Raw genomic sequence first — 23,108 nt, 5'->3', positions numbered from 1 at the left:
CGATGAAGCCCGCTCCCGACTATGTGGCCGGCCACGGCCTGCTGAAGGGCAGGTCCGTCCTCGTCACCGCCGCGGCCGGCGCCGGCATCGGCTTCTCGGCCGCGAAGCGCGCGGCGGAGGAGGGCTGCCGCGCGTTGTTCATCTCCGATGTGCACGAGCGGCGGCTGGCCGAGGCGGTCGAGGCGATCCGCCGCGAGACCGGCCTGGAAGCGGTGCACGGCCGGCTCTGCGACGTCAGCAAGCAGGACCAGGTCGATGCGCTGGTCGACGCGGCCGAAGAGCAGCTTGGCGGCGTCGACGTGCTGATCAACAACGCCGGCCTCGGCACCTCGCGCCGCCTGGTCGACATGCCCGACGAGGACTGGCACAAGGTCATCGACGTGACCCTGACCGGCACCTTCCGCATGACCCGCGCGATGCTGCAGAAGATGCAGCCGCGCGGCCGCGGCGTGATCGTCAACAACGCCTCGGTGCTGGGCTGGCGCGCGCAGGTGGAGCAGGCCCACTACGCCGCGGCCAAGGCCGGCGTGATGGCGCTGACCCGCTGCGCGGCGATGGAGGCCGCGCCCTTCGGCGTGCGCATCAACGCGGTGGCGCCGAGCATCGCGATCCATGCCTTCCTGAAGAAGTCGGCCTCGGAGGAACTGCTCAACGAGCTGTCCGCCCGCGAGGCCTTCGGCCGCGGCGCCGAGCCCTGGGAAGTGGCCAACGTGATGGTCTTCCTGGCCAGCGACTATTCGAGCTATATGACCGGCGAGGTGGTGTCCGTCAGCTCGCAGCACGCATGACGGCGGTCTTCGACTCGACCGCCGCGGTGCTCGACGCGGTGGGCCGCGAGCTGGGAACCACCGAATGGATGACGATGACGCAGCAGCGCATCGACACCTTCGCCGAGGCCACCGGCGACCACCAGTGGATCCACGTGGACCCGGTGCGCGCCGCGGCCGGCCCCTTCGGCGCCTGCGTGGCCCATGGCTACCTGACGCTGGCGCTGGCCAACCTCTTCCTGCCGCAGCTCGTCGGCTACGACCGGCTGAAGGCCGGCGTCAATGTCGGCACGGACCGTCTGCGCTTTCCCGCGCCGGTGAAGGTCGGCGCGCGCATCCGCGGCCGCGGCGAGGTGCTCTCGGCCGAGGCCGTGAAGGACGAGGGCGTGCAGGTCGTCGTGCGCATCACCGTCGAGATCGAAGGCAGCGACAAGCCCGGCTGCGTCGTCGACACGATCAGCCGACTCTTCTTCGAATGAAAGATTCCATGTCCTCCATGCAAGACGCCGTCATCGTCTCCACCGCCCGCACGCCGATCGCCAAGGCCTACCGCGGCGCCTTCAACGACACCGAGGCCCCGGTGCTGGGCGGCCATGTGATCCGCGCCGCGCTGGACCGCGCGGGCGTCGCGGGCGCCGAGGTCGACGACGTGATCCTCGGCATCGCCGCCCAGCAGGGCACGCAGGGCTACAACCTCGGGCGCCTGTGCGGCTACACGGCGGGCCTGCCGGAGAGCGTCGGCGGCATGGCCATCGACCGCATGTGCGCTTCGGGACTGATGGCCATTGCCACCGCGGCCAAGGGCATCATGGCGGGCGAGTACCGCATCGCCGTGGCGGGCGGGCTGGAGTCGATCTCGCTGGTGCAGAACAAGTACAAGAACAGCCACCGCGCGCAGTCGCAGGCGGTGCTGGCGGCGATGCCCACCGCCTACATCCAGATGATCGAGACGGCCGAGATCGTCAGCCGGCGCTACGGCATCCCGCGCGCCGCCCAGGACGCCTACAGCCTGCAGAGCCAGCAACGCACGGCCGCGGCCCAGGCGGCCGGCCGCTTCGACGACGAGATCGTGCCGCTGGCGACGACGAAGGCGCTGTTCGACAAGGAGGGCAACGCCACCGGCAGCGAGGCCGTGACGCTGGCCCGCGACGAAGGCAGCCGCGCCGACACCACGCTGGAAAGCCTGGCCGCGCTGAAACCCGTGTGGAAGAACGGCCAGTGGGTGCCCACCGGCGAGTTCATCACCGCCGGCAACGCCTCGCAGCTGTCCGACGGCGCCTCGGCCTCGGTGCTGATGAGCGCGGCCGAGGCCCGGGACCGCGGCCTGCCGGTGCTGGGTCGCTACCGGGGCCTGGCGGTGGCCGGCTGCGGCACCGACGAGATGGGCATCGGCCCGGTCCATGCGATCCCGAAGCTGCTGCAGCGCCACGGGCTCAGGGTCGAGGACATCGGCCTGTGGGAGATCAACGAGGCCTTCGCCTGCCAGGTGATCCACTGCCGCGATGCGCTGGGCATCCCGGATGAGCGCTTGAACGTCAACGGCGGCGCCATCGCCATCGGCCACCCCTTCGGCATGTCCGGCGCGCGGCTGGTGGGCCATGCGCTGCTGGAGGGGCGGCGGCGCGGCGTGAAGTACGCCGTCGTCAGCATGTGCGTCGGCGGCGGGATGGGGGCAGCGGGTCTGTTCGAGATCGACTGAGGGCTCTGGGGTTCAGGCGGCCGCCTCCGCCGCCATCCACCGCTCGATCCGCTCGCTCAGCAGGTCCAGCGTCACCGGCCCCGCGGCCATCAGCGCGTCGTGGAAGCGGCGCAGGCTGAAGCGCCCATCGAGCTTCTGCTCCGCCTGCGCGCGCAGTTCGCGGAAGCGCCGGTTGCCGAGCTGGTAGCCGAGCGCCTGGGCCGGCATGCCGATGTAGCGGTCGATCTCGGCCGCCATCGCCTCGGGCGACATCGCCACATGTGCCAGCGCGAAGGCCAGCGCCTTCTCGCGCGGCCAGCGCAACCAGTGCAGGCCGGTGTCCACCACCAGGCGCACGGCGCGCCACATCTCCATCTCGAGCCGCCCGTAGCGCTTCGCCGGCGTGTCGTAGAGGCCCAGGTCCTCGCCCAGCGCCTCGCAGTACAGCGCCCAGCCCTCCAGGCAGGCCGAGTAGCCCATGGCGCCGTGGCGACGGAAGTCGGGCAGCTCGGTCATCTCCTGCATCAGCGCCAGGTGCATCAGGTGGCCGGGCCAGGCCTCGTGCAGGGCCAGCGGGATGTGCATGTAGGCGGGGCAGCGGTCCGGCAGCGGGTTGACCCAGTGGATGCCAGCGGCCGAGCCGTCGGCCGGGTTGGGCTGGGCGTAGGCGGGCGGCATGCCGGCGGCGATCGCGTCGGGGATGCACTGCACGCCATAGCTCATGCGCGGCAGCCGGCCGAAGAACTCGGGCAGGCGTGCGTCGATGCGCTTGGACAGCACCTCGATCTCGCGGCGCAGCGCCTCGCCGCCGGCGGCGTACTGGGCCGGGTCGGCCTTCAGTTCGGCGACGAAGGCGAGCAGCGTGTCGTGGCCGGCGCTGCGGGCGACCTCGGTCATCGCGGCACTGAGCCGCGCCACCTCGGCGAGGCCGAAGGCGTGGACCTCGTCGGGGTCGGCATCCAGCGTCGTGTACTGGCGCACCAGGTGGCGGTAGCACTCGCGGCCCTGCGGGTTGTCGATGCAGGCGGTGCTGTCCTGCGCCATCGGGCCGAGCACGGTGTCGATGAAGTCCGCGTAGGCGTGCAGCGCGGGCTGCACGGTCTCGGCCAGCACGGCGAGGCAGCGGGCGGACTCGTCGGCGAAGCGGGCGTCGGTGGCCTTGCGGCGGAACGGAGCGAAGAAGGCGCCGTCCTTCGGGGCGATCGCGGCGGTGCCGCTGACCGCGGCCCTCGCGCGCTCGATGATGACCTTCGGCAGCCGCACGCCGGCCTCGACGCTCTCGCGCAGCGTGGCCTGCAGGCCCGCGAGGCAGCCGGGCAGGGCGGCCAGGCGCTCGTTGTAGCGGCGCGCGTCGTCCACGGTGTCGAAGGTGGCGGACTGGGCGTAGAAGCCCAGCGAGGCCTCGGGGCCCAGCGGATACAGCGAGGGGCGCTGATGCTGGCCGGTGGCGAGGACCTCGATCAACTGCGTCAGCTCGCGCTCCAGCAGGCGGGCGCTGTCCCTTCGATCGATGTCCAGCACCTTCAGGTCCAGCGCGCGCAGGTCCTCGCGCAGCGCAGTGGCGATACGGGCGCGGCGCTCGTGGTCGGCCGGCGCGGCGCGCAGCAGCTCGACGTGCGGCGAGCCGCGGCCGGTCAGCAGCGCGGCGGTCGGGTTCTCGTCGCACTGGAAATCCCAGAAGCGGCGGCAGAGATCGTCGAACTTGTCAGTCATGTCGTGAGGCTCCCTTCAGCAGCCTGGATGGTATTGGCCAGCAGCATCGCGATCGTCATCGGCCCGACGCCGCCGGGCACCGGCGTGATCGCGCCGGCGATGTGCTGCACGCCCTCGAAGTCCACGTCCCCGCAGAGCTTGCCGGTGGCCGGATCGCGGTTGATGCCCACGTCGATGACGACCGCGCCTGGCTTGACCATGCGGGCGGTGACGAAGCGCGGCCGGCCAATGGCGGCCACCAGCACGTCGGCTTCACGAGTTATGTTCTCCAGCTCGCGCGTGCCGCTGTGGCAGATCGTCACCGTCGCGTCGGCCTGCAGCAGCAGCATCGCCATCGGCTTGCCGACGATGGTCGAGCGGCCCAGCACCACCGCGCGTGCGCCGCGCAGCGCCACGCCGCTCTTGCGCAGCAGGTGCATCACGCCGGCCGGCGTGCAGGGGTGCAGGCCCGGCTGGCCGGCCATCAGCGCGCCCTGGCTCTCGATGCCGAAGCCGTCCACATCCTTGTGCGGCGCCACGGCGGCCAGCACGCGGTTCGTGTCGATGTGCTTCGGCAGCGGCAGTTGCACGAGGATGCCGTGCACGGCCGGGTCGGCATTGAAGCGTTCCACCAGGCGCAAGACCTGGCCCTCGTCCGCGTCGGCCGGCAGCCGCTCGGCGAAGGAGGCGATGCCGGCCTCCTCGCAGGCGCGGATCTTGTTGCGCACGTAGACGGCCGAGGCCGCGTCGTCGCCGACCAGCAGCACGGCGAGGCCGGGGCGCCGGGCCATCGTGGCGACCCGGTCTCGCAGTTGCGCGCGCAGGGCCGCCGCGGCGGCGGCGCCGTCGATCAGGCGTCCCATTTCAGGCCCCGTGGCGGAAGACCACCGTGCGGTGGCCGTTCAACAGCACGCGCCGCTCTGCATGCCATTGCACCGCACGTGCCAGCACGATGTTCTCCACATCCTTGCCGACACGCACGAAGCTGTCCGCATCCATCGCATGGTCCACGCGGATCGTGTCCTGCTCGATGATCGGGCCTTCGTCGAGATCCGCCGTCACGTAGTGGCCGGTGGCGCCGACCACCTTGACGCCGCGGCCGTGCGCCTGGTGGTAGGGCTTGGCGCCCTTGAAGCTGGGCAGGAAGGAGTGGTGGATGTTGATGCAGCGGCCTTCCAGGCGGCGGCACAGGTCGTCGCTGAGCACCTGCATGTAGCGGGCCAGCACCAGCAGTTCGGCGCCCGAGGTCTCGAAGCGGTCCAGCAGCAGCGCCTCCTGTGCCGGCTTGTCGCCCTGCATCGGCAGGTGGTAGTAGGGCAGGCCGTACCACTCGACCAGGCGGCGCATGTCCTCGTGGTTGGAGAGCACGCCGACGACCTCGACCGGCAGCTCGTCGCTGTGCCAGCGGTGCAGCAGGTGGTTCAGGCAGTGGCCGTGCTTGGAGACGGCCAGCATCACCTTGGGCCGCCGCGCGGTTTCGTACAGGTTCAGCTCCATGCCGAAGCGGTGGGTGACGGGAGCCAGCGCCAGGCGGAAGTCGTCGACGGTGGTGAAGCGCGAGCCGGCCACGCGGAACACGGTGCGCATGAAGAACAGGCCGGTCTCGTCGTCGCCGAAATGCGAGGACTCGGCGATGAAGGCCTCGCTGGCGGCCAGGGCCGAGGAGACGGCGGCGACGATGCCCACCGCGTCGCGGCACTTGATGGTCAGGATGTAGGTCGGATGTGTCATTGCGGAAGTGCGGCCGACGCGTAGGCCAGCCAGTGGGCGAGGTAGTGATCGTTGGCGCGGTCGGCGAGCAGCCACAGGCGCTGCGGCGCCACGCGCATCGCGAGGACGGCGACATCGGCCAGCCGCGTGCGCGCCGCCTGGCCGGGCTGGCCCAGCGGCACGCCGGCGTCGAGCAGGCGCGGCAGCAGCGCGTCCAGCGCCAGGCTGCGCAGCTCGAAGACGATGACGCCGGCGGAGATGTCGATGGCCTGGGCGGGGCTGGCCTTCAAGGCGTCGAGCAGGCCGTCGGCCGGCGCGTCGTGGGTGCCGACGTGCAGCCATTCGCTGGGGCTGCGCCAGGCGAGCAGCGAGGTGTCCTGCGTGCCGCCGCCGCTGAAGCGGCCGGGGCCGGGCAGGGCGCCGGCGGCCGCGGCCAGCTCGCCTTCGCCGCCGGGCAGGCAGCGCAGCGAGACGACGCGCAGCGGCTCGATGATGGCCACGTTGCCCGGCAGCAGCTCGGCCAGCGTGCCGAGCTGGGCGCGCGGCAGCGGCTTCAGCATGAAGTTGATGGGGTCAGGCGTTGCCATGGAGGCGTTCTCCCTGCGGGTCGAAGAAGGCGGGCTTGACGACCTCGGTCTCGATGGCCTTGCCCAGGTGGTAGACGGTGATGCGCTCGCCCAGGCGCTTGCCGCCGGCCTTCAGCATCGCCAGCGCCACCGGATGCCCCAGCGCCGGGCTGTGGCAGCTGGAGGTGACGAAGCCCTCGATCGGCGCCGGCGGCGCATGCGGCGCGGCGTGGGCACCGACCGGCGGCAGCGTGCGCCGATCGGTCGGCACCAGGCCCACCAGCTGCATGCGGTGCGCATCCTTGGCCGCGGGCTGCGAGAGCGAGCGCCGGCCGACGAAGTTCGCCGCCTTCTTGGCGACGCCGCGGTCCATGCCGATGTCGCCGGGCAGCGTGGTGCCGTCGGTGTCGCCGCCGACGTGGATGAAGCCCTTCTCGGTGCGCATCACCATCAGCGCCTCGATGCCGTAGGGCTGGGCGTCGAAGGCGCGGCCGACTTCAGCAAGATGGTCCAGCAGCGCCTGCGTGTGCAGGGCAGGCAGGTTGATCTCGTAGCCGAGCTCGCCGCTGAAGCTGGCGCGCAGCACGCGCAGGGTGACGCCGCCGAAGCGCGTCTCGACCATCGTCATGTGGGCCATGTTCGTCGGGGCCAGGGCCTCGTCGAAGCCCGCGGCCTTGAGCAGCGCCCAGGCCTTGGGCCCGCCGACGGTGACGTTGCCCCAGACCGAGGTCACCGGCGTCACCAGCACGCGCAGGTGGATGAACTCGCACTGCAGCCATTCCTCGAACACCAGGGCCACGCGCTCGGCGCCGCCCGAGGTGGTGTTGACGAAGAAGCGGTCCGGTGCGAGGCGGGTGACGATGCCGTCGTCATGGATCACGCCCATCTCGTTGACCAGCAGGCCATAACGCGCCTGTCCGACTGACAGCGTGGACATCGTGCCCACGTACATCAGGTCCAGGAAGGCGGCAGCGTCGGGGCCGCTGATCTCCAGCTTGCCCAGCGGCGAGCCTTCGAAAATGCCGACGGCCGTGCGGGTGTGGCCGGCCTCGCGCTGGGCGGCGGCTTCCACGCTCTCGCCGGGGCGCAGGTAGGCGGCGGGGCGGCGCCAGCCGCCGTAGTCCTCGAAGACGGCGCCGCGCGCGGCGTGCCAGGCCTCGCCGGGCATGCGCTTGAGCGGCTTGGTGCGCGGGCCGTTGCGGCCGGCGGCCACCGCGTTCAGCGTCACCGGCTTGAACGGCGGGCGGAACTTGGTCGTGCCCACCTCGGCCGGCTTGCGCTGCGTAGCCGTGCCCATCAGTACCAGCGCATTGATATTGCTGGTCTTGCCCTGGTCGGTGGCCATGCCCATCGTCGTGTAGCGCTTCAGGTGCTCGACGGAGCGGTAGTTCTCCTGGGCGGCCAGCGCCACGTCGGCGGCGCTGACGTCGTTCTGCAGGTCGACGAAGGTCTTGCCCGGCTTGCGGCCGGACGCGATCAAGGCGGCCAGCGCGGGCTCGGGCGGCGTGTTGCGGGCCGGCACGAAGCCGAGGCCGCCGGCCGGGGCGCTCGCCTTGTCGCCACGGCCGCAGAGCGTCGCATGCTCCAGCGCCCGCTCCAGGTCGAACACGCCGGCGCTGGCGCCGACGATGGCGATGCCCTCGATCGCCCGGTCCGGCACGAACATCGAACTCTCTTCCACCCAGCGCAGCTTGCCGCCGGCCATCGACCAGAGGTTGACGGCCGGGGTCCAGCCGCCGGCGCTGGCGATGCAGTCGACGTTATCGATGCGGGTGGCACGGCCGCCGCCATTGCCGGCGACGGTGATGCCGCGGATGGCGCTGGTGCCGTCCACCGCGACGATGCTGGTGTTGCGCAGCACCGGCACGTTGGCCGGGGCAGCGGCGCGGCTCTCCAGCCGCTGGTCCACGATCGCCGCGATTTCGATGCCGCGGGCGGCCAGCGAGCGGGCCACGCCATAGGCGCTGTCGCAGGCGGCGGCGATCACCAGGCGCTTGCCGCCGGCCACGTCGTACTGCGCCGCGTAGCGCTCCACCGCGTTGGCCAGCATCACGCCGGGGCGGTCGTTGTCGGGGAACAGCATCGGCCGCTCGAAGGCGCCGGTGGCGATGATCGTGCGGGCAGTGCGGATCTTGTAGAAGCGCTCGCGCAGGCCGCCGTGCTCGACGGTCTGCACGGCGGTGGCGAAGCCGTGGTCGTACAGGCCCAGGCCGGTGCAGCGGGCCAGCACCTCGACGCCGGCGGCCGCCAGCGCGCTGCGCAGCGACTCCAGCAGCCGCGCCTGCTCCGGCTGCGTGGCGAGCCAGCCGCCGGTCTGCGCCGCGCCTTCCAGCAGCAGCACCTGGCGGCCCGCCTTGGCCGCGCTGATGGCGGCCTGCATGCCGGCCGCGCCGGCGCCGATCACCAGCGTGTCGACGTGGCGCGAGACCTCGTCGTAACGCTCGGGGTCAGGTGTTGCCGCGGCCGAGCCGAGGCCGGCCATGCGGCGGATGGTCGGCTCGAACAGGTGCCAGTGCGGCCAGATGAAGGTCTTGTAGTAGAAGCCGGCCGGCAGCAGCGCGGCGAACTTGCTGTTCAGCGCGGCCAGGTCGAACTTCAGGCTCGGCCAGGCGTTGCCGGTGCGGGTGGCGAGGCCCTGCGCGGCGGCCACGTCGGTGGCGCGGGTGTTGGGCGTCAGCCGGGCGCCGCTGCCGACGTCGAGCAGGCCGGTCGGCTCCTCGATGCCGGCGCTGAAGATGCCGCGCGGGCGGTGCAGCTTGTAGCTGCGGCCGACGTGGACGATGCCCTGCGCCAGCAGCGCGGAGGCGACGGTATCGCCGGCGAAGCCGCTCACGGCATCGCCGTTGAACGTGAAGCTCAGCGGCTTGCCGCGGTCGATCCAGGCACCCGGCGAGACGGGCAGGCGGTAGCCGCTCATGGCGTCACTCCTTCGGCCACTTCGGACTTCCTGGCCGGCCGCGGCTCGGCGATGCCGTAGGTCTCGTGGATCTCGTGCGTCACCGTGTCGCGCACGATGTTGAACCACATGCCGCAGCCGAAGGTATGGCGCCAGCGCTCGGCGTGCTCGCCCTTGGGGTTCTTGCGGAAGTACAGGTAGCGGCCCCAGGTCTCGTCGCTGCAGTCCAGCGGCGGGCGCTGGATCGCGGTGGTGCCGCCGCTGTGGAATTCGTTCTCAGGGCGTTCGCCGCACCAGGGGCAGGTCAGTCTCATCATGGCGTTATGTCTCGTCTAGTGCGCGATGCCGGCGGCGCCGGCTTCGTCGATGAGCCGGCCGGTGAGGAAGCGTTCCAGCTGGAACGGTTCGGCGAGGTCGTGGTTCTTGCCGGTCGCCAGCACATGGGCCAGCGTCCAGCCGCCGACCGGGATCGCCTTGAAGCCGCCGGTGCCCCAGCCGCAGTTGATGTACAGGCCCGGCACCGGCGTGGCGCCGATGATCGGGCTGGAGTCCTGCACGATGTCCACGATGCCGGCCCACTGGCGCAGCAGGCGCAGCCGGCCCAGCGAGGGCAGCATCTCGGTGGTCGCGGCCACCACCTGCTGCGTCAGCGCGAAGCTGCCGCGCTGGCCGTAGGAGGGGAAGTGGTCCAGCGCGCCGCCCATGACGACCTCGCCCTTGTCGCTCTGGCTCCAGTAGGCGCCCAGCGCCGGCGACAGCGTCACCGTGTTCAGCACCGGCTTGACCGGCTCGCTGACCATGGCCTGCAGCGCGTAGCTGGTGACCGGCAGCTCGAATCCGGCCAGGCCCGCCAGCACCGAGGAATGGCCGGCCACGGCGATCGCGGCCTTGCCGCAGTCGATCTCGCGCTCGATGCCGCGGTGGCGCACCTTGACGCCGCTGAGCGTGCCGCCGTTCTTCTTGACGAAGCCGGTCACCTCGCAGTTCTGGATGATGTCCACGCCCAGCGCCGAGGCGCCGCGCGCATAGCCCCAGGCCACCGCGTCGTGGCGGGCCGAGCCGGCGCGGCGCTGCACGAAGCCGCCGAGGATCGGATAGCGCGCATCGGGGCCGAAGTTCAGGCGCGGCTCCATGTCCTGCACCGCGCGGGCGTCGAGCAGTTCGGCGTCGATGCCGTTGCAGAGCATCGCGTTGGCCCAGCGGGCCTGGGCGTCCAGGTCGTGGCGCGAGTGGGCCAGCGTGACGATGCCGCGCTGGCTGAACATGATGTTGTAGTTCAGCTCGCGGGACAGTTCCTCGTACAGCCGGACCGAGAAGTCGTAGAGCCGGGCGCTCTCGGGATAGAGGTAGTTCGAGCGGACGATGGTGGTGTTGCGGCCGGTGTTGCCGCCGCCGATCCAGCCGGCCTCGAGGATGGCCACGTTGCGCACGCCATGGTTCTTCGCCAGGTAGTAGGCGGTAGCCAGGCCGTGGCCGCCGCCGCCGATGATGACGACGTCGTAGTGCCGCTTGGGCTCGGCGACCTCGCGCCAGGCGGGCGCCCAGTCGCTGTGGCCGCGGCGGGCCGCGGCGAGCAGGTTCCAGGCGGAATAGTGGGTTCTCATGGGATGGGGACGCAAAGGTCGGTTGCTGCGGATTGAAGACTACGCAGCCAGGGCCCTGCCGTCTTAGGCCCGCGTACGCATTACTTAGGCTGGCGCGCACTTTCGGCGGCCCGGCCCGCCGGGCGTGACGACAGCCTCAATGGCCGTGCCAGAAGGCTAAGACGCCGTGATGACGCCTGCCTACGCTTCGGCCCATCCAAGCACCGGAGCCCCGCTTCATGCCATCCGCTGAATTCGACCGTTATCTGGTCAACCCCGGGCCCAAGGCGCCGGCGACGGGCCTGAAGGCCGCCGTCACCACCGATTCGGCCATCGTCACCGAGACCATGGTCAAGGTGCTCCGGAACGGCGGCAGCGCGGCCGACGCGGGCATCGCGGGCTGCCTGGTTCAGGCCGCCGTCGAGCCCTTCATGACCAACCATGCAGGCCTGGTCACCTTCCTCTACTACGAGGCGAAGACCGGCCGCATCCACCAGCTCGACAGCCTGGGCGCCCATCCGTCGGGCCTGCCGCCGTTCCAGCCGGTGCCGCCGGGCCTGGGGCCCTATTCGATGATGCCGCCCTCGGCCGTCATCCCGGGCTTCATGCCGGGCCTGCAGGCGATCCACCAGCGCTTCGGCACGCGGCCCTGGGCGGAGCTGTGCGAAGACGCGGTGCGCTGGGCCGAGACCGGCCATCCGGTCTCGAACTTCGAATACCTGGTCAACATCGAGACCGGCAAGTTCTTCAACTACTTTCCCGAGGGCCGCGACTTCTGGATCAATGCCGACGGCTTCGCGCCGCGGCCGGGCCAGGTCTTCAAGCCCAGGGGCCTGGCCGAGACGCTGCGCGGCGTGGCCGAGCAGGGGCCCGGCTACATGATCGACGGGCCCTGGGGCCAGGCCTTCGTCGCCAAGGCCAACGAGATGGGCTGGAAGATCAGGCCCGAGCACATGAGCGAGGTGCCCCCGCGCTGGGTGGAGCCGATCCGCTTCCGGCACCATGAGTACGAGATCGTCAGCCTCGGCCCGCCTCAGGCGCAGGGCATCTACTGCGCGATCGCGATGGGCGTGCTGCGCCACCTGGGCCTGCGGGGGATGGAACCTGGCAGCGCCGACCACTGGTGGGCGATGGGCCATGCGCTGCGGCAGGCGCAGCGGCACTGGGAATACGCGCAGGACGACGGCGTCTACGGCGTGCCGCGCGAGGAACTGCTGGACGACGGCTACCACGCCCACCTGGCGAAGATGATCCGCGCCGCCCGCCCCAAGCGCGACCTGAGCGAGCACATCCGCCTGGCCGGCCACCTCGGCGCCGACCCGGCGGTGATGTTCGGCGGCGGCCTGAAGCCCCGCATGGGCAGGGTCGAGAACGAGAACCGGCAGCCCAGCGGCTCCTGCGAGCTGACCGTCGTCGACCAGGACGGCAACTGGGTGCAGATGATGAACACGCTGCAGGGCTCGGGCATCCCGGGCATGGTGATCGGCGGCGTGCCGATGGTGGGCAGCCACGCCACCTTCGGCCACCTGCAGAGCCCGATGGACTCGACCCTGGTGCCGGGCGCCAAGGCCCGCTGCATCATCGGCAACACGATGGTGCTGAAGGACGGCCGGCCGGTGGCCTCGCTGGGCTCGCCGGGGAACGTGCATTGCACCGTGCCGCAGGTGCTGGCCTGGCTGCTGGACTTCTTCGATCTCGACGGCGATGCCGCGATCAGCGCGCCGCGGATGCTGCCGATGACCGAATCGCGCACGCTGACGATCGAGGACCGGCTGCGCGCCGGCACGGTCGAGGACCTGCACCGGCTGGGCCAGCGCGTCAACGTGACGGCGGCCTACGACTACCACATGGGCTCCTTCTCGGTCGTCACCCGCGACGAGCAGAGCGGCCTGTACACGGCCTACGCCGACCCGCGTCGTTGCGCGGTGGCGGACGGCCTGCGCTGAGCACGTAAGCAGTTATTTCCACGGACCCCGAACGTGCCGCCGGCGCAAATTCGTGTGCGAAAGCACTAAGCCCGGGCGGCAGGCGAACACTAACCTAGCGACAACGATTCAAAGGACGATCCTCATGCACAAGAGAGCTCCCATTCCGTTGGCATGTGCACTGGCCTGCGCCCTGGCCCTGACGGCCGGAACGGCCGCGGCGCAGGACACCGCGGCGGCCGACGCGGCGCCCGCGGCCGACGGCGCCGCCGCCAAGTCCGACGCCAAGTCCGACGCCAGCAAGCTCGAGACCGTCTACGTCAGCGCCAGCAAGCGCCGCGAGCGCCTGCAGGACGCGCCGCTGGCCATCACCGCGCTGGGCGCCGAAACGATGGAGCGGCTGGGCGTGACCCGCTTCACCGACTACATGACCCTGGTGCCCAACCTGACCCAGGCCGGCACGACGGTGGTGATGCGCGGCCTCTACACCGGCTCGCAGCAGACGACGAACACGACCGCCTTCTACGTCGGCGAATCGCCGTTCACCAGCAGCGGCTCGCTGGCGGTGGGCGCGCTGGTGACGCCCGATCCCGACCTGGTCGACGTGGCCCGCATCGAGGTGCTGAAGGGCCCGCAGGGCACGCTCTACGGCGCTACCGCGCTGGGCGGCCTGATCCGCATCGTGCCGCAGGAACCTGATCTGCACGGCTTCGGCGGCAGCGTGCGCCTGGGCGCCAGCGCCACCGACCACGGCGGCCCCGGCCACAGCGAGCGGGTCTCGCTGAACGTGCCGCTGTCGGACCGCATCGGCCTGCTGGTCAGCGCCTTCGACCGCAAGGACGGCGGCTACACGACCAACACCAAGACCGGCACGAACGACCTCGGCTGGACCAAGGCCAGCGGCGGCAGCGTCAGCGCGCTGGCGAAGCTGACGAACGACTGGAAGGTGACGCTGCGCCTGCTGAGCCAGAAGCGTGAGTCGCTGGGCAGCGCCTACCAGGACAACCTCCAGAGCACCGGCACGCCGCTCACCGGGGAGTACCAGTATTCGGCAGCGGTCGACGCGCCCAACACCAGCCGCTACCGCCTCACCGAGCTGTCGACCGAGTACGTGACGCCGGTGGGCACGCTGACTGCCTCCGTCAACCGTGTGTCCACCCGCATGAAGCTCACCGCCGACTACACGCCCGCCTACGGCGTGTACGTGGCCCCCTACCTGCCGGCCGGCTTCAGCCTGCTGGGCGACCTGGACGTGAACCTGAAGAGCAAGCAGGGCGGCGAGATCCGCTTCGCCACCACGCGGCTGGGCAACTTCGAGGGCGTGGCCGGCCTGTTCTACACCGACGAGGACAACGAATACGACACCGCGCTGTCCAGCCATCTGGCCAGCGGGGCCGTCGCGCCCGCGCCCTTCGGCAACTTCCTGACCAGCCTGGTGTCCTCGAAGTACCGCGAGGAGGCTGCCTTCATCAACGGCTCGTACTACCTCACCCCCGCCTTCGACATCGGCGCCGGCGTGCGCTACGCCCGCAACCAGCAGCATGCCGAGATCCGCCGCAGCGGCCTGCTGGCCAGCAGCACCGCGCCGACCATCGTCGACTTCGACGACGCCTCCACCACCTGGCAGGCCACCGCCCGCTGGCGCCCGACCCAGGAGCTGAGCACCTTCCTGCGCTACTCGACCGGCTACCGCCCCGGCGGCCCGCAGACCAACGCCAACCCGCCGCCCGGCACGCCCGCCACCTTCAAGCCCGACACGGTCGCCAACACCGAGCTGGGCATCAAGGGCACGGCGCTGGACCGGCGCCTGTCCTTCGACGCCAGCATCTATCACATCGACTGGAAGGACGTGCAGCTGAACGGCCTCTCCGGCGGCACGCTGCTGCTGGCCAATGCCGGCAAGGCGCGGGTCAACGGCCTGGAGGCGCAGCTGAGCTACCTGCTGCAGGGCAATGTGCAGATCGGCGCCAATATCGGCTTCAACGATGCCAAGCTGACCGAGGTCGGCACCGCCACCGCCGCCTACCTCGGCGCCGCGGCCGGCGACCGGCTGCCGGGTTCCTCGAAGGTCACCGCCGCGGCCTTCGGCGACTGGAGCTTCCCGGTCGGCGACATGACCGGCTCGCTGGGCGCCACGCTGCGCTACCAGGGCGCCAAGCCCTCGTCCTTTCCGGGCAGCGCCTTGAACCCGAACTACAACATCCCGGCCTATACCCAGCTCGACCTGCGCGCCGGCCTCGAATGGAGCCGCTACCAGCTGCGCCTGCGCCTGGACAACGCCACCGACAAGCTCGCCTACACCAGCTACTCGACCGCCAAGGTGGCGGCCGCGCAGACGGTGGCCTCGAACGCGGGCCTGATCCGGCCGCGCACCATCACCCTCACGTTCGGAGCGGACTTCTGATGGACCGACTCGCCGACCCCGCGCAGATCGCGCCTCCTGCGCCCATCGTGCCGCCTGCCGCGCCGCACACGCTGTACTCCCCCGCGCGCCGCTGGCTGATGCTGGCCGTGCTCTTCCTGGTCTCGGCCAGCAGCTACCTGGACCGGCACATCGTCTCGGTGCTGCTGGAGCCGATCAAGAAGGAGTTCGGCGTCAGCGACACCCAGCTCGGCTTGCTGACCGGCTTCGCCTTCGTGATCTTCTACGTCGCCCTGGGCGTGCCGCTGGCGCGCTGGGCCGACCGGGGCAACCGGCGCGTGGTCGTGGCCGTCTCGCTGGCGGTGTGGAGCGCCTTTACCGCGCTGTGCGGCTACACCGGCAGCTTCCTGCAGCTGGCGCTGGCGCGCATCGGCGTCGGCGCGGGCGAGGCGGGCGCGGGCCCGGCCTCGCAGTCGCTGCTGGCCGACTACTTCCCGAAGGAGCGGCGCGGCATCGTGCTGGCGATCTACACCTCGTCGGCGACGGTGGGCTACCTGTTCGCCTTCATGGGCGGCGCGGCGATCGCGGCGCACTACGGCTGGCGCAATGCGCTGATCGCGGTGGGCGCGCCGGGCGTGGTGCTGGCGCTGATCGCCTGGCTGCTGCTGGCCGAGCCGCGCGAGAAGCTGGGCCCGCCGGTGGCGGCCAAGGCGGCGGTCAGCGCCGGGCAGGCGATGAAGGCGCTGCTGGCCAAGCGCAGCTACGTCTGGGTGCTGGTCGGCGCCGGGGCCTACGGCATCGTGGCCTACGGCGCGGCGATCTTCTTCCCCTCCTTCATGGTGCGCTCGCTGAAGGTCTCGCTGACCGACGTGGGCGTGGTCTACGGCGCGCTGTCGGCCTTCGGCTCGCTGGGCGCCACGCTGCTGGGCGGCTTCCTGGCCGACCGGCTCGGCAAGCGCGACCTGCGCTGGTATGCCTGGCTGCCGGCGCTGTCGCTGGCGGTCTCGCTGCCCTTCGAGGTGGGTGGCCTGCTCGCGCCGAGCTACACGGCCTTCCTGGTCAGCAGCTGGATCGGCGGCATCGCGCTGGGCCTGGGCATCCCCTCGATGTTCACCGCGATGCACGCGATCTGCGGCTCGGCCAACCGCTCGCTGGCCGTGGCCTTCCTGACCTTCGTGATGAGCCTGGTCGGCGCGGGCATGGGGCCGCTGATCACCGGCTTCCTGTCCGACCGGCTGACGCCGATGTTCGGCGTCGAGTCCCTGCGCTACGCGATGGTGTTCAGCATGTGCTTCCTGGCCCCGGCGGCCTGGGCGTTCTGGCGCTGCGGCGTGGCCATGCCGCGCGATATTGAAGGTTGAGAAAAATGATGACTGCGAACGACACGAACCTCGCCACGGCCCTGAGCCTGCTGGCCGACTGCTGGGAGGCGATGCGCCGCATCAACGCGGCGGCGGCCGGCTTCAGCGGCGAGAAGCTGACGCGGCTGCCCGACCTCTCGCTGGCCGGCGCCGAGCGCAACGCGGCCACGGCGAAGCGGCTGCTGGAACGCATCGCCGCGCTGGACGAGGCGGCGCTGCCCCATCCGGTGGCGACGACGCTGCGCCAGGCGCGCTATTACCTGCAGGGCGTGGCCCGCCAGGCCGAGTGGTACTGGCTGGCGCTGGACCCGGCGGGCCTGGGCTTCTACGGCCTGTTCGCGCCCTCGGCCTACTGCGGCGGCTTCGTGCTGAACGGCGTGCTGCGCTCGCTGAGCGAGTTCAAGGCCGAGAGCGCCGGCGATGCCGACCGCTACCTCGCGCAGGTGGCCGACCTGGCGCAACTGATCGACCAGATGACCGAGCGCACGCTGGGCCAGCGCGAGCGCGGCATCCTGGTGCCCAAGCCCCAGCTGCCCTCGGTGCGCGGGCTGCTGGCGGGCCTGCGCGGCTCGGCGGCCGCGGCCGTGCGGGCCGGCGGCAAGGCCTGCGACGCCGCAGAGATCGAGCGCCGCATCACGCAGCTGATCGAGCCCGCTTTCGAGCGCCTGGCCGCGATCTTCGACGCCGCCTATGAAGCCCAGGCGCCCGCGGGCGTCGGCATCGGCCAGTACCCGGGCGGTGCCGCCGTCTATGCCGAGCTGGTCAGGCGCCACACGACGATGGACCTGACGCCCGAGCAGGTCCACCAGCGCGGGCTGGCGCGCATGGCCGAGGTGCAGCGCGAGATGGCCGCGATCCGCGCCGCGGCGGGCTGCGCCGACGATGCCGAGTACATGGCCCGCGCCTCGCGCGATCCGCGCTATGCCGCGTCCACCGTCGAAGGCGTGACGGCGGTGTTCAAGCGCTACATCGACCGCATGGACGCCGTCTTCGACCAGGCCTTCCACGCGCGCTGCAAGGCCCCGCACGGCGTGGCCGCGCTGCCCGCCGCGCTGGAAGCCAGCATGACCTTCGGCTACTACGACGCGGTGCGCCCGGACGGTGGCGGCGGCAACTACATGTTCAACGCGGCCAACCTGACGACGCGGCCGCTCTTGAACATCGCCTCGCTGACCTACCACGAGCTGGTGCCCGGCCATCACCTGCACCTGGCCTCGCAGACCGAGAGCCGCAGCCTCCACCCGATCGCCCGCTACGCCTACTGCAATGCCTACAACGAGGGCTGGGCCGAGTACGCCGCCACGCTGGCCGGCGAGCTGGGCGGCTACGAGGCCGACGAGGAGCGCTACGGCCGGCTGATGATGGACGCCTTCCTGAGCTGCCGCCTGGTGGTGGACACCGGCATGAACGCGCTCGGCTGGAGCCTGGAGCAGGCGCGCGACTACCTGCGCCGCAACGGCTCGCTGTCCGAGCCCGAGGTGCTCAGCGAATCGCTGCGCTACTCCTGCGACATCCCCGGCCAGTCGCTGGCCTACAAGCTGGGCGACACCGAGATGCTGCGGCTGCGCGAACGCATGCGCGCGGCGCAGGGCGAGCGCTTCGCGCTGAAGGACTTCCATGCGGCGGTGCTGGGCTCGGGCGCGATGCCTTTCCCGGATCTCGCGTGGAGCCTGGAGCGCCTGACGGCCGCCGCGTGATGACGCGCACGCTGTTCACCAACGCGCGGCTGTTCGACGGCCACAGTGCGGACTTTCCTGCCGGCATGCAGGTGCTGGTCGAGGGTGAGCGTGTCAGCGCTGTCTCTACGACTGCGATCGACGCGCCGGACGCCCGCGTGATCGACTGCGCCGGCCGCACGCTGATGCCCGGCCTGATCGACGCCCACATCCACGCCTTCTTCAGCAACGTCAGTTTCCAGAAGGTCGAGCAGTTCGGCGAGGCCTACCGAACGGCCCATGCGGTGCGCATGCTGGGCCATGCGCTGCGCTGCGGCTTCACGACGGTGCGCGACATCGGCGGGGGCAACTGGTCGCTGTACCAGGCAATGGCCGACGGGCTGTTCGCCGGCCCGCGCTTCCTCTACGCCGGCAAGGTGCTGTCGATGACCGGCGGCCATGGCGACATGCGGCCGCTCAGCGAGCGCCCGCGCTACGAGGGCGTCTGCGCCTGCGGCTCGGGCCCGAACTTCAACGCGCTGTGCGTGATCGCCGACGGCGTGGACGAGGTGCTGAAGGCGGTGCGCGAGGAACTGCGCCAGGGTGCGCACTGCATCAAGATCATGGGCTCCGGCGGCGTCGCCTCGCCGACCGACCCGATCTGGATGAACCAGTACCGCGAGGACGAGATCCGCGCCATCGTCAACGAGTGCGCTGAACGCCGCAGTTATGTGGCCGCCCACTGCCATCCGGCCAGCGCGGTGCGGCGCTGCGTGGAATTCGGCGTGCGCTGCATCGAGCACGGCACGCTGATGGACGCCGACACCGCGGCCTTCGTCGCGGAGCGGGGCGCCTATGTGATCCCGACGCTGATCATCATCGAGCAGCTGGTGGAGCAGGGCCGCGCGATGGGCTTCCCGCCCGAGAGCCAGGCCAAGGTCGAGTCGATCTGGGGCCAGGCGATCGAGGGCCTGCGGCACATGAAGGCGGCGGGCGTGAAGGTCGGCTTCGGCACGGACCTGCTGGGCAATCTCTACAGCCGCCAGTGCCGCGAGTTCACGCTGCGCTCGGAGGTGTTCACGCCGCTGGAGATCCTGCGCCAGGCGACCTCCGTGAACGCCGAGATGATGCAGCTCGAAGGCCAGATCGGCTGCGTGGCGCCGGGTGCCTTCGCGGACCTGATCGTCGTCGACGGCGATCCGCTGGCCGACATCTCGCTGCTGGCGGCCGACGGCGCGAAGCTCGCCGCCGTGATGCGCAACGGCGAGCTCGTCAGTTCGTCTTCTCCTTGACCTGCGGCTGGTGCGCGGCCGCCCAGGCCCGCGCCGCCGCCAGGTGCTGCTCCCCGCACAGGATCTCGATGTAGATCGGCACCCGCTGGCGGCGCAGGCCGCGGCTCTCGTGCACCCCGATCGCGTAGTAGCCGATCTGGTGGAAGTAGAAGACCCGGGCGCGCACCTGCGCCTCGTCCTTGCGGCAACCGAGTGCGCTGAAGATCTTCGTCAGCGCCTCGATGCGCTGCTCGTCGCTGGATGCCACCGCGGCCGCCGTCGCCTCGCTGGCGTGCGCCCAGGCGCGCACGGCCATGTCGAACTTCGGGTCGTAGCCGTCCTCCCTCATGAGGTGCTCGACCAGCGCATCGATCGCTTCCAGCGCCTCGGCCGGGTTGCCGGGCAGGGCGCCCGAGTCCACGAACACGACCTCGTCCTGCCAGTGCCGCAGCAAGCGCTGCAGCAGCTCGTCCCGGTCGACGAAGTGGTGATAGAAGCCGCCGCGCGTGACGCCGAGCTGCTTCGCCAGCCGGTCGACCTTGACCGCGTCGATGCCTTCGTCGATCAGCGTCTGCCGCGCGGCCTGCAGCCAGGCCTCGGCCGGCACCTTGGGAACAAGATTCGCCATGAGGGTTCTTTCGGACTTGCGTATCGCCGTCGATTGGAGTCAACTTATACAGCGCTGCATGTTTTGAAGCATAACCCAAACCGACGGAGTTGGCTGCATGGACGACCTGATCATTTCGCGCTCCTACGACGCGACGGCCCTGAAGATGGCGACCACCCGGGAGTACGCCAACGGCCGCGAGATCGCCTACGACTATGCCCGCGCGGGCATGGGCCGCGGCCATCACTGGGGCTTCATGGACGGGGATACGTTCACGACCGTCGTGGACATCTGCAGCAACCGGCCCATCCATGCGGAATCGGAGGCCTGCGACGACCTGGTCCTCGTGCGCGCCAGCGTCGGCTCGTCCTGCAGCTACGGCATCGGCGACGGCGCGGCGTGGCGCTTCGTGCGGCCGGCGGTGACGGTGTCCTTCCTGCCCAAGGGCACGCGGATGAAGGTGATCATCGAGGCCGACGTGCCGCAGACGGCGGTGACGGTGGTCGTGCGCGCCAGCGCCATCCTGGGCCGCTACGGCCTGCGCCGCGAGGACCTGCCGCAGGGCCTGCTCGACGTGCTCGACGGTGCGCGCACGGACGCGGCCACGCTGCTCTCGCTGCCGCTGGGCCAGGACCTGGCCGCGCTGGTGCACGATCTGGTGCGCAGCCGCCTCACCGGCTCGCTGCGCGGCCTGCAGGCGGCCGCGCGCGGGGCCGAGCTGCTGGCCCTGGTCACCAATGCCTGGAAGGGGCGCGAGCAGGCCGGCGCCGAGAACAGCAGCATCGGCATGCGCAGCCGCGACGCCGAGCTGGTGGCTGCCGCCAGCCGCATCCTCAACCAGCGCATGGTCGATCCGCCCACGCTGCAGGAACTGGCGCAGGAACTCGGCACCAACCGCAACAAGCTGAACCAGCTGTTCCAGCGCAGCATGGGCGTGACGCTGAAGGTCTACTGCGTGCAGAAGCGCATCGAGCGGGCACGGGCGCTGCTGCAGGAGGGCCGGCTCAACATCGCGCAGATCTCCGAGACGGTGGGCTACCAGCACCAGAGCAGCTTCACCGCCGCGTTCCGCGACGTCGTCGGCATGTGCCCGCGCGACTACGGCAACACCCGCCAGGCCTGCGCCGCGCTGGAGCAGGCCGTGCATTGAGACTAACAATGCGTGGCTGAGGCCAAAGCCGGGCAGGGGTGCTCGGCGGGAAGATGCAGCCATCGCATCGACCCAACCGACACGACCGACATGAGCAGCAACACCGTTCACCCCAGGGACTGGCCGCTGGCCGACTATGAAGCGCAGCTGAAGCTGCAGCACCGCATCCGCAGCGAGGCCGGCTACGCGAAAGGCACGCAGGGCGCGGTCACCGTGGCCTACGGCAGCGCCGCGGCCCGCGCCGGCCTCGAAGTGCTGAAGAGCGGCGGCAATGCGCTCGACGCCGCGATGAGCACGGCGATGATGCAGATCGTGCTGACGGCCGGCGCGCCGATCAGCTTCTTCGGCATCCAGTCGCTGGTGTACTACGAGGCGAAGACCGGCAAGGTCCACTGCATGAACGCCGAGTGGAACACCGTGCGCGGCGAGACCGACCCGCTCACCATCCCCGGCGGCTTCGACCTGGCCAGCCCCGACGGCCTCAAGGGCAAGGGCCCGGCCAGCGGGCGCACGGCGATGGTCGGCGGTTTCATGAAGGGCGTGGGCGCGGCGCACGAACGATTCGGCAAGCTGCCGTTCAAGGACCTGTTCGTCGCCAGCATCCACGCGGCCGAGACCGGCGTGCCGGTCAACTACAGCACCGCGATGGCCTACGAGATGCGCGCCGACGACCTGGCCCGCCTGCCCGAGACCCGCGCCACGCTGCTCAAGCCCGACGGCGGCATCTACCAGGACGGAGACACGCTGAAGCAGCCGGCGCTGGCCGCCACGCTGCGCGCGGTGGCCGAACAGGGCACGGACCACGTCTACCGCGGCCCCTGGGCGCAGAAGCTGGTGGACGCGGTGCAGGCCGACGGCGGCCGCATGACGCTGGAGGACCTGGCGGCCTACGAGGTGATCTGGTCCGAGCCGCTGGTGGCGAAGATCGGCGAGTACGAGCTGCACACGGCGCCGCCGCCCAACGGCGGGGGCGTGGCCGCAGTGGAGGCGCAGCTGCTGTCGCGCGCCTCGGGCCTGGCGGACGGGCCGCACTGGACGAAGTCCGGCGAGGCCTTGCGTCGTGCGGTGCAGATCGCGCAGATGGTGTTCCTCGACTACCTGCCGCCCGAGATCCAGCAGGCGGTCTACCCCGGCATGGACCTGTCGCCGCAGGCGCGCGTCACCGAGGCCCATGCGCAGGCGCTGTGGGCACGAATGGAAGCGGGTGCGATGCCCTTCCGCTTCGCCGGCCCCAAGCATTCGGACGACGTCGTCGCGATCGACAGCGAGGGCAATATCGCCGCGATCACCCATTCTTCGAACACCGTGCTGTGGGGCAAGACCTGCATCAATATCGACGGCATCTCGATCCCCGACTCGGGCAGCTTCCAGCAGGCGATGATGGCCCGCGTCGCGCCCGGCGAGCGCCTGCCCGCACCGACCGAGACCGGCGTGCTGTTCAAGGACGGCCAGCCGCTGGTCGGCTTCGCCTCGATGGGGTCAGGTCTTCACCACCGCACGATGCAGGCGCTGCTGAATCTGACGGCCTTCGGCATGTCGCTGAAGGACGCGGTCGACACGCCCGACTTCTTCGGCTGCCGCATGGACCCGCAGACCCACGAGCTGACGATGCAGGTGCCCAAGGGGCGCTTCCCGCGCGAGGTGCTGGAGGCGAGCGGCCTGCCCTACATCGAGATCGACAGCGACAAGGCGCGCTTCGGCTCGGAAGGGCTCTGGGTCGCGGTTCGCAAGGACCCGGTCACCGGCGAGATCGAAGCCGTCTCGCACAACCGCAACAACAGCGGCGCCTTCGCCTACTGATGATGAGCACGATGATCAAACCCATCTCCGACCGCGACGGCAAGATCTGGATGAACGGCGAGCTGGTGGACTGGCGCGACGCCAA

18 protein-coding genes are annotated in these 23,108 nt (G+C 70.8%); 10 read left to right on the top strand and 8 right to left on the bottom strand.

The window, feature by feature from the left end; genetic code table 11:
• The first annotated feature begins 2 nt into the window (after positions 1 to 2).
• The 3 genes from B0W88_RS11920 to B0W88_RS11910 are packed head-to-tail and all read left to right on the top strand — an operon-like array spanning position 3 to position 2,466.
• A complete protein-coding gene (locus B0W88_RS11920) occupies positions 3 to 788 on the top strand; it encodes an SDR family oxidoreductase (protein WP_144006731.1) in 786 nt (261 codons plus the stop codon).
• The gene (locus tag B0W88_RS11915) at positions 785 to 1,246 is read left to right on the top strand and encodes a MaoC family dehydratase (protein WP_077034876.1); all 462 of its coding nucleotides are present in this window, start codon (positions 785 to 787) and stop codon (positions 1,244 to 1,246) included. Before B0W88_RS11920 ends, B0W88_RS11915 begins: the two co-directional genes overlap by 4 nt.
• A gap of 17 nt (positions 1,247 to 1,263) precedes the next feature.
• On the top strand, positions 1,264 to 2,466 hold the full coding sequence (locus tag B0W88_RS11910) for an acetyl-CoA C-acyltransferase (RefSeq protein ID WP_077034885.1): 1,203 nt from the start codon (positions 1,264 to 1,266) through the stop codon (positions 2,464 to 2,466).
• A gap of 12 nt (positions 2,467 to 2,478) precedes the next feature.
• Here the strand turns inward: B0W88_RS11910 and B0W88_RS11905 are convergent, their stop codons facing one another.
• The 7 genes from B0W88_RS11905 to B0W88_RS11875 are packed head-to-tail and all read right to left on the bottom strand — an operon-like array spanning position 2,479 to position 10,913.
• Positions 2,479 to 4,158, bottom strand: coding sequence for a DUF885 family protein (locus B0W88_RS11905; RefSeq protein WP_077034875.1), 1,680 nt, complete (start codon positions 4,156 to 4,158; stop codon positions 2,479 to 2,481).
• A complete protein-coding gene (gene folD / locus B0W88_RS11900) occupies positions 4,155 to 5,000 on the bottom strand; it encodes a bifunctional methylenetetrahydrofolate dehydrogenase/methenyltetrahydrofolate cyclohydrolase FolD (protein ID WP_077034874.1) in 846 nt (281 codons plus the stop codon). The genes B0W88_RS11905 and folD overlap by 4 nt, the downstream gene beginning before the upstream one ends.
• Position 5,001: 1 nt before the next feature.
• Complete coding sequence (gene purU / locus B0W88_RS11895; RefSeq protein ID WP_077034873.1) at positions 5,002 to 5,868, bottom strand: formyltetrahydrofolate deformylase; 867 nt, start codon at positions 5,866 to 5,868, stop codon at positions 5,002 to 5,004.
• Entirely contained in the window at positions 5,865 to 6,434 is a 570-nt protein-coding gene (locus tag B0W88_RS11890; RefSeq protein WP_144006730.1) for a hypothetical protein, read from the bottom strand. Before B0W88_RS11890 ends, purU begins: the two co-directional genes overlap by 4 nt.
• Positions 6,421 to 9,330 carry a 2Fe-2S iron-sulfur cluster-binding protein gene (locus tag B0W88_RS11885; RefSeq protein ID WP_077034871.1) on the bottom strand — a complete coding sequence of 970 codons (2,910 nt, stop codon included), beginning with the start codon at positions 9,328 to 9,330 and terminating at the stop codon, positions 6,421 to 6,423. Before B0W88_RS11885 ends, B0W88_RS11890 begins: the two co-directional genes overlap by 14 nt.
• Positions 9,327 to 9,626, bottom strand: a complete 300-nt coding sequence (locus tag B0W88_RS11880) for a sarcosine oxidase subunit delta (protein WP_077034870.1) — start codon at positions 9,624 to 9,626, stop codon at positions 9,327 to 9,329. Before B0W88_RS11880 ends, B0W88_RS11885 begins: the two co-directional genes overlap by 4 nt.
• A 15-nt stretch (positions 9,627 to 9,641) precedes the next feature.
• Positions 9,642 to 10,913, bottom strand: a complete 1,272-nt coding sequence (locus tag B0W88_RS11875) for a sarcosine oxidase subunit beta family protein (RefSeq protein ID WP_077034869.1) — start codon at positions 10,911 to 10,913, stop codon at positions 9,642 to 9,644.
• Between the two features lie 218 nt (positions 10,914 to 11,131).
• Here B0W88_RS11875 and B0W88_RS11870 point away from each other — a divergent pair, with 218 nt between their 5' ends.
• The 5 genes from B0W88_RS11870 (at position 11,132) to B0W88_RS11850 (ending at position 19,487) form a co-directional block, all read left to right on the top strand.
• Positions 11,132 to 12,838 (top strand): gamma-glutamyltransferase, encoded by a 1,707-nt coding sequence (locus B0W88_RS11870; RefSeq protein WP_077034868.1) that lies wholly within the window; start codon positions 11,132 to 11,134, stop codon positions 12,836 to 12,838.
• Positions 12,839 to 12,962: 124 nt separating this feature from the next.
• On the top strand, positions 12,963 to 15,221 hold the full coding sequence (locus B0W88_RS11865) for a TonB-dependent receptor (RefSeq protein ID WP_083748741.1): 2,259 nt from the start codon (positions 12,963 to 12,965) through the stop codon (positions 15,219 to 15,221).
• On the top strand, positions 15,221 to 16,540 hold the full coding sequence (locus tag B0W88_RS11860; protein WP_077034866.1) for an MFS transporter: 1,320 nt from the start codon (positions 15,221 to 15,223) through the stop codon (positions 16,538 to 16,540). The genes B0W88_RS11865 and B0W88_RS11860 overlap by 1 nt, the downstream gene beginning before the upstream one ends.
• Before the next feature lie 8 nt (positions 16,541 to 16,548).
• On the top strand, positions 16,549 to 18,237 hold the full coding sequence (locus B0W88_RS11855) for a DUF885 family protein (protein WP_158080847.1): 1,689 nt from the start codon (positions 16,549 to 16,551) through the stop codon (positions 18,235 to 18,237).
• Entirely contained in the window at positions 18,237 to 19,487 is a 1,251-nt protein-coding gene (locus tag B0W88_RS11850) for an amidohydrolase family protein (RefSeq protein ID WP_077034864.1), read from the top strand. Before B0W88_RS11855 ends, B0W88_RS11850 begins: the two co-directional genes overlap by 1 nt.
• Here B0W88_RS11850 and B0W88_RS11845 read toward each other — a convergent pair.
• The gene (locus tag B0W88_RS11845) at positions 19,468 to 20,094 is read right to left on the bottom strand and encodes a TetR/AcrR family transcriptional regulator (protein WP_077034863.1); all 627 of its coding nucleotides are present in this window, start codon (positions 20,092 to 20,094) and stop codon (positions 19,468 to 19,470) included. The two genes, B0W88_RS11850 and B0W88_RS11845, sit on opposite strands and share 20 nt — an antisense overlap.
• 97 nt (positions 20,095 to 20,191) lie before the next feature.
• Here B0W88_RS11845 and B0W88_RS11840 point away from each other — a divergent pair, with 97 nt between their 5' ends.
• Complete coding sequence (locus B0W88_RS11840) at positions 20,192 to 21,223, top strand: AraC family transcriptional regulator (protein ID WP_077034862.1); 1,032 nt, start codon at positions 20,192 to 20,194, stop codon at positions 21,221 to 21,223.
• Between the two features lie 90 nt (positions 21,224 to 21,313).
• Positions 21,314 to 23,023 carry a gamma-glutamyltransferase gene (locus B0W88_RS11835; protein ID WP_077034861.1) on the top strand — a complete coding sequence of 570 codons (1,710 nt, stop codon included), beginning with the start codon at positions 21,314 to 21,316 and terminating at the stop codon, positions 23,021 to 23,023.
• Positions 23,024 to 23,108 lie beyond the last annotated feature (85 nt).

The organism is Pelomonas sp. KK5 (assembly GCF_001984095.1).
Classification (GTDB): domain Bacteria; phylum Pseudomonadota; class Gammaproteobacteria; order Burkholderiales; family Burkholderiaceae_C; genus KK5.
Note: the sequence above shows the minus strand (reverse complement) of the source record. Positions and strands in the feature narration are given on the sequence as shown.

Coding starts and splice junctions, on each gene's coding strand:
- B0W88_RS11865 (WP_083748741.1), top strand. CDS start 12,963: ATGCACAAGAGAGCTCCCATTCCGTTGGCATGTGCACTGGCCTGCGCC.
- B0W88_RS11910 (WP_077034885.1), top strand. CDS start 1,264: ATGCAAGACGCCGTCATCGTCTCCACCGCCCGCACGCCGATCGCCAAG.
- folD (WP_077034874.1), bottom strand. CDS start 5,000: ATGGGACGCCTGATCGACGGCGCCGCCGCCGCGGCGGCCCTGCGCGCG.
- B0W88_RS11870 (WP_077034868.1), top strand. CDS start 11,132: ATGCCATCCGCTGAATTCGACCGTTATCTGGTCAACCCCGGGCCCAAG.
- B0W88_RS11890 (WP_144006730.1), bottom strand. CDS start 6,434: ATGGCAACGCCTGACCCCATCAACTTCATGCTGAAGCCGCTGCCGCGC.
- B0W88_RS11850 (WP_077034864.1), top strand. CDS start 18,237: ATGACGCGCACGCTGTTCACCAACGCGCGGCTGTTCGACGGCCACAGT.
- B0W88_RS11885 (WP_077034871.1), bottom strand. CDS start 9,330: ATGAGCGGCTACCGCCTGCCCGTCTCGCCGGGTGCCTGGATCGACCGC.
- B0W88_RS11875 (WP_077034869.1), bottom strand. CDS start 10,913: ATGAGAACCCACTATTCCGCCTGGAACCTGCTCGCCGCGGCCCGCCGC.
- B0W88_RS11860 (WP_077034866.1), top strand. CDS start 15,221: ATGGACCGACTCGCCGACCCCGCGCAGATCGCGCCTCCTGCGCCCATC.
- B0W88_RS11880 (WP_077034870.1), bottom strand. CDS start 9,626: ATGATGAGACTGACCTGCCCCTGGTGCGGCGAACGCCCTGAGAACGAA.
- B0W88_RS11835 (WP_077034861.1), top strand. CDS start 21,314: ATGAGCAGCAACACCGTTCACCCCAGGGACTGGCCGCTGGCCGACTAT.
- purU (WP_077034873.1), bottom strand. CDS start 5,868: ATGACACATCCGACCTACATCCTGACCATCAAGTGCCGCGACGCGGTG.
- B0W88_RS11855 (WP_158080847.1), top strand. CDS start 16,549: ATGACTGCGAACGACACGAACCTCGCCACGGCCCTGAGCCTGCTGGCC.
- B0W88_RS11920 (WP_144006731.1), top strand. CDS start 3: ATGAAGCCCGCTCCCGACTATGTGGCCGGCCACGGCCTGCTGAAGGGC.
- B0W88_RS11905 (WP_077034875.1), bottom strand. CDS start 4,158: ATGACTGACAAGTTCGACGATCTCTGCCGCCGCTTCTGGGATTTCCAG.
- B0W88_RS11845 (WP_077034863.1), bottom strand. CDS start 20,094: ATGGCGAATCTTGTTCCCAAGGTGCCGGCCGAGGCCTGGCTGCAGGCC.
- B0W88_RS11915 (WP_077034876.1), top strand. CDS start 785: ATGACGGCGGTCTTCGACTCGACCGCCGCGGTGCTCGACGCGGTGGGC.
- B0W88_RS11840 (WP_077034862.1), top strand. CDS start 20,192: ATGGACGACCTGATCATTTCGCGCTCCTACGACGCGACGGCCCTGAAG.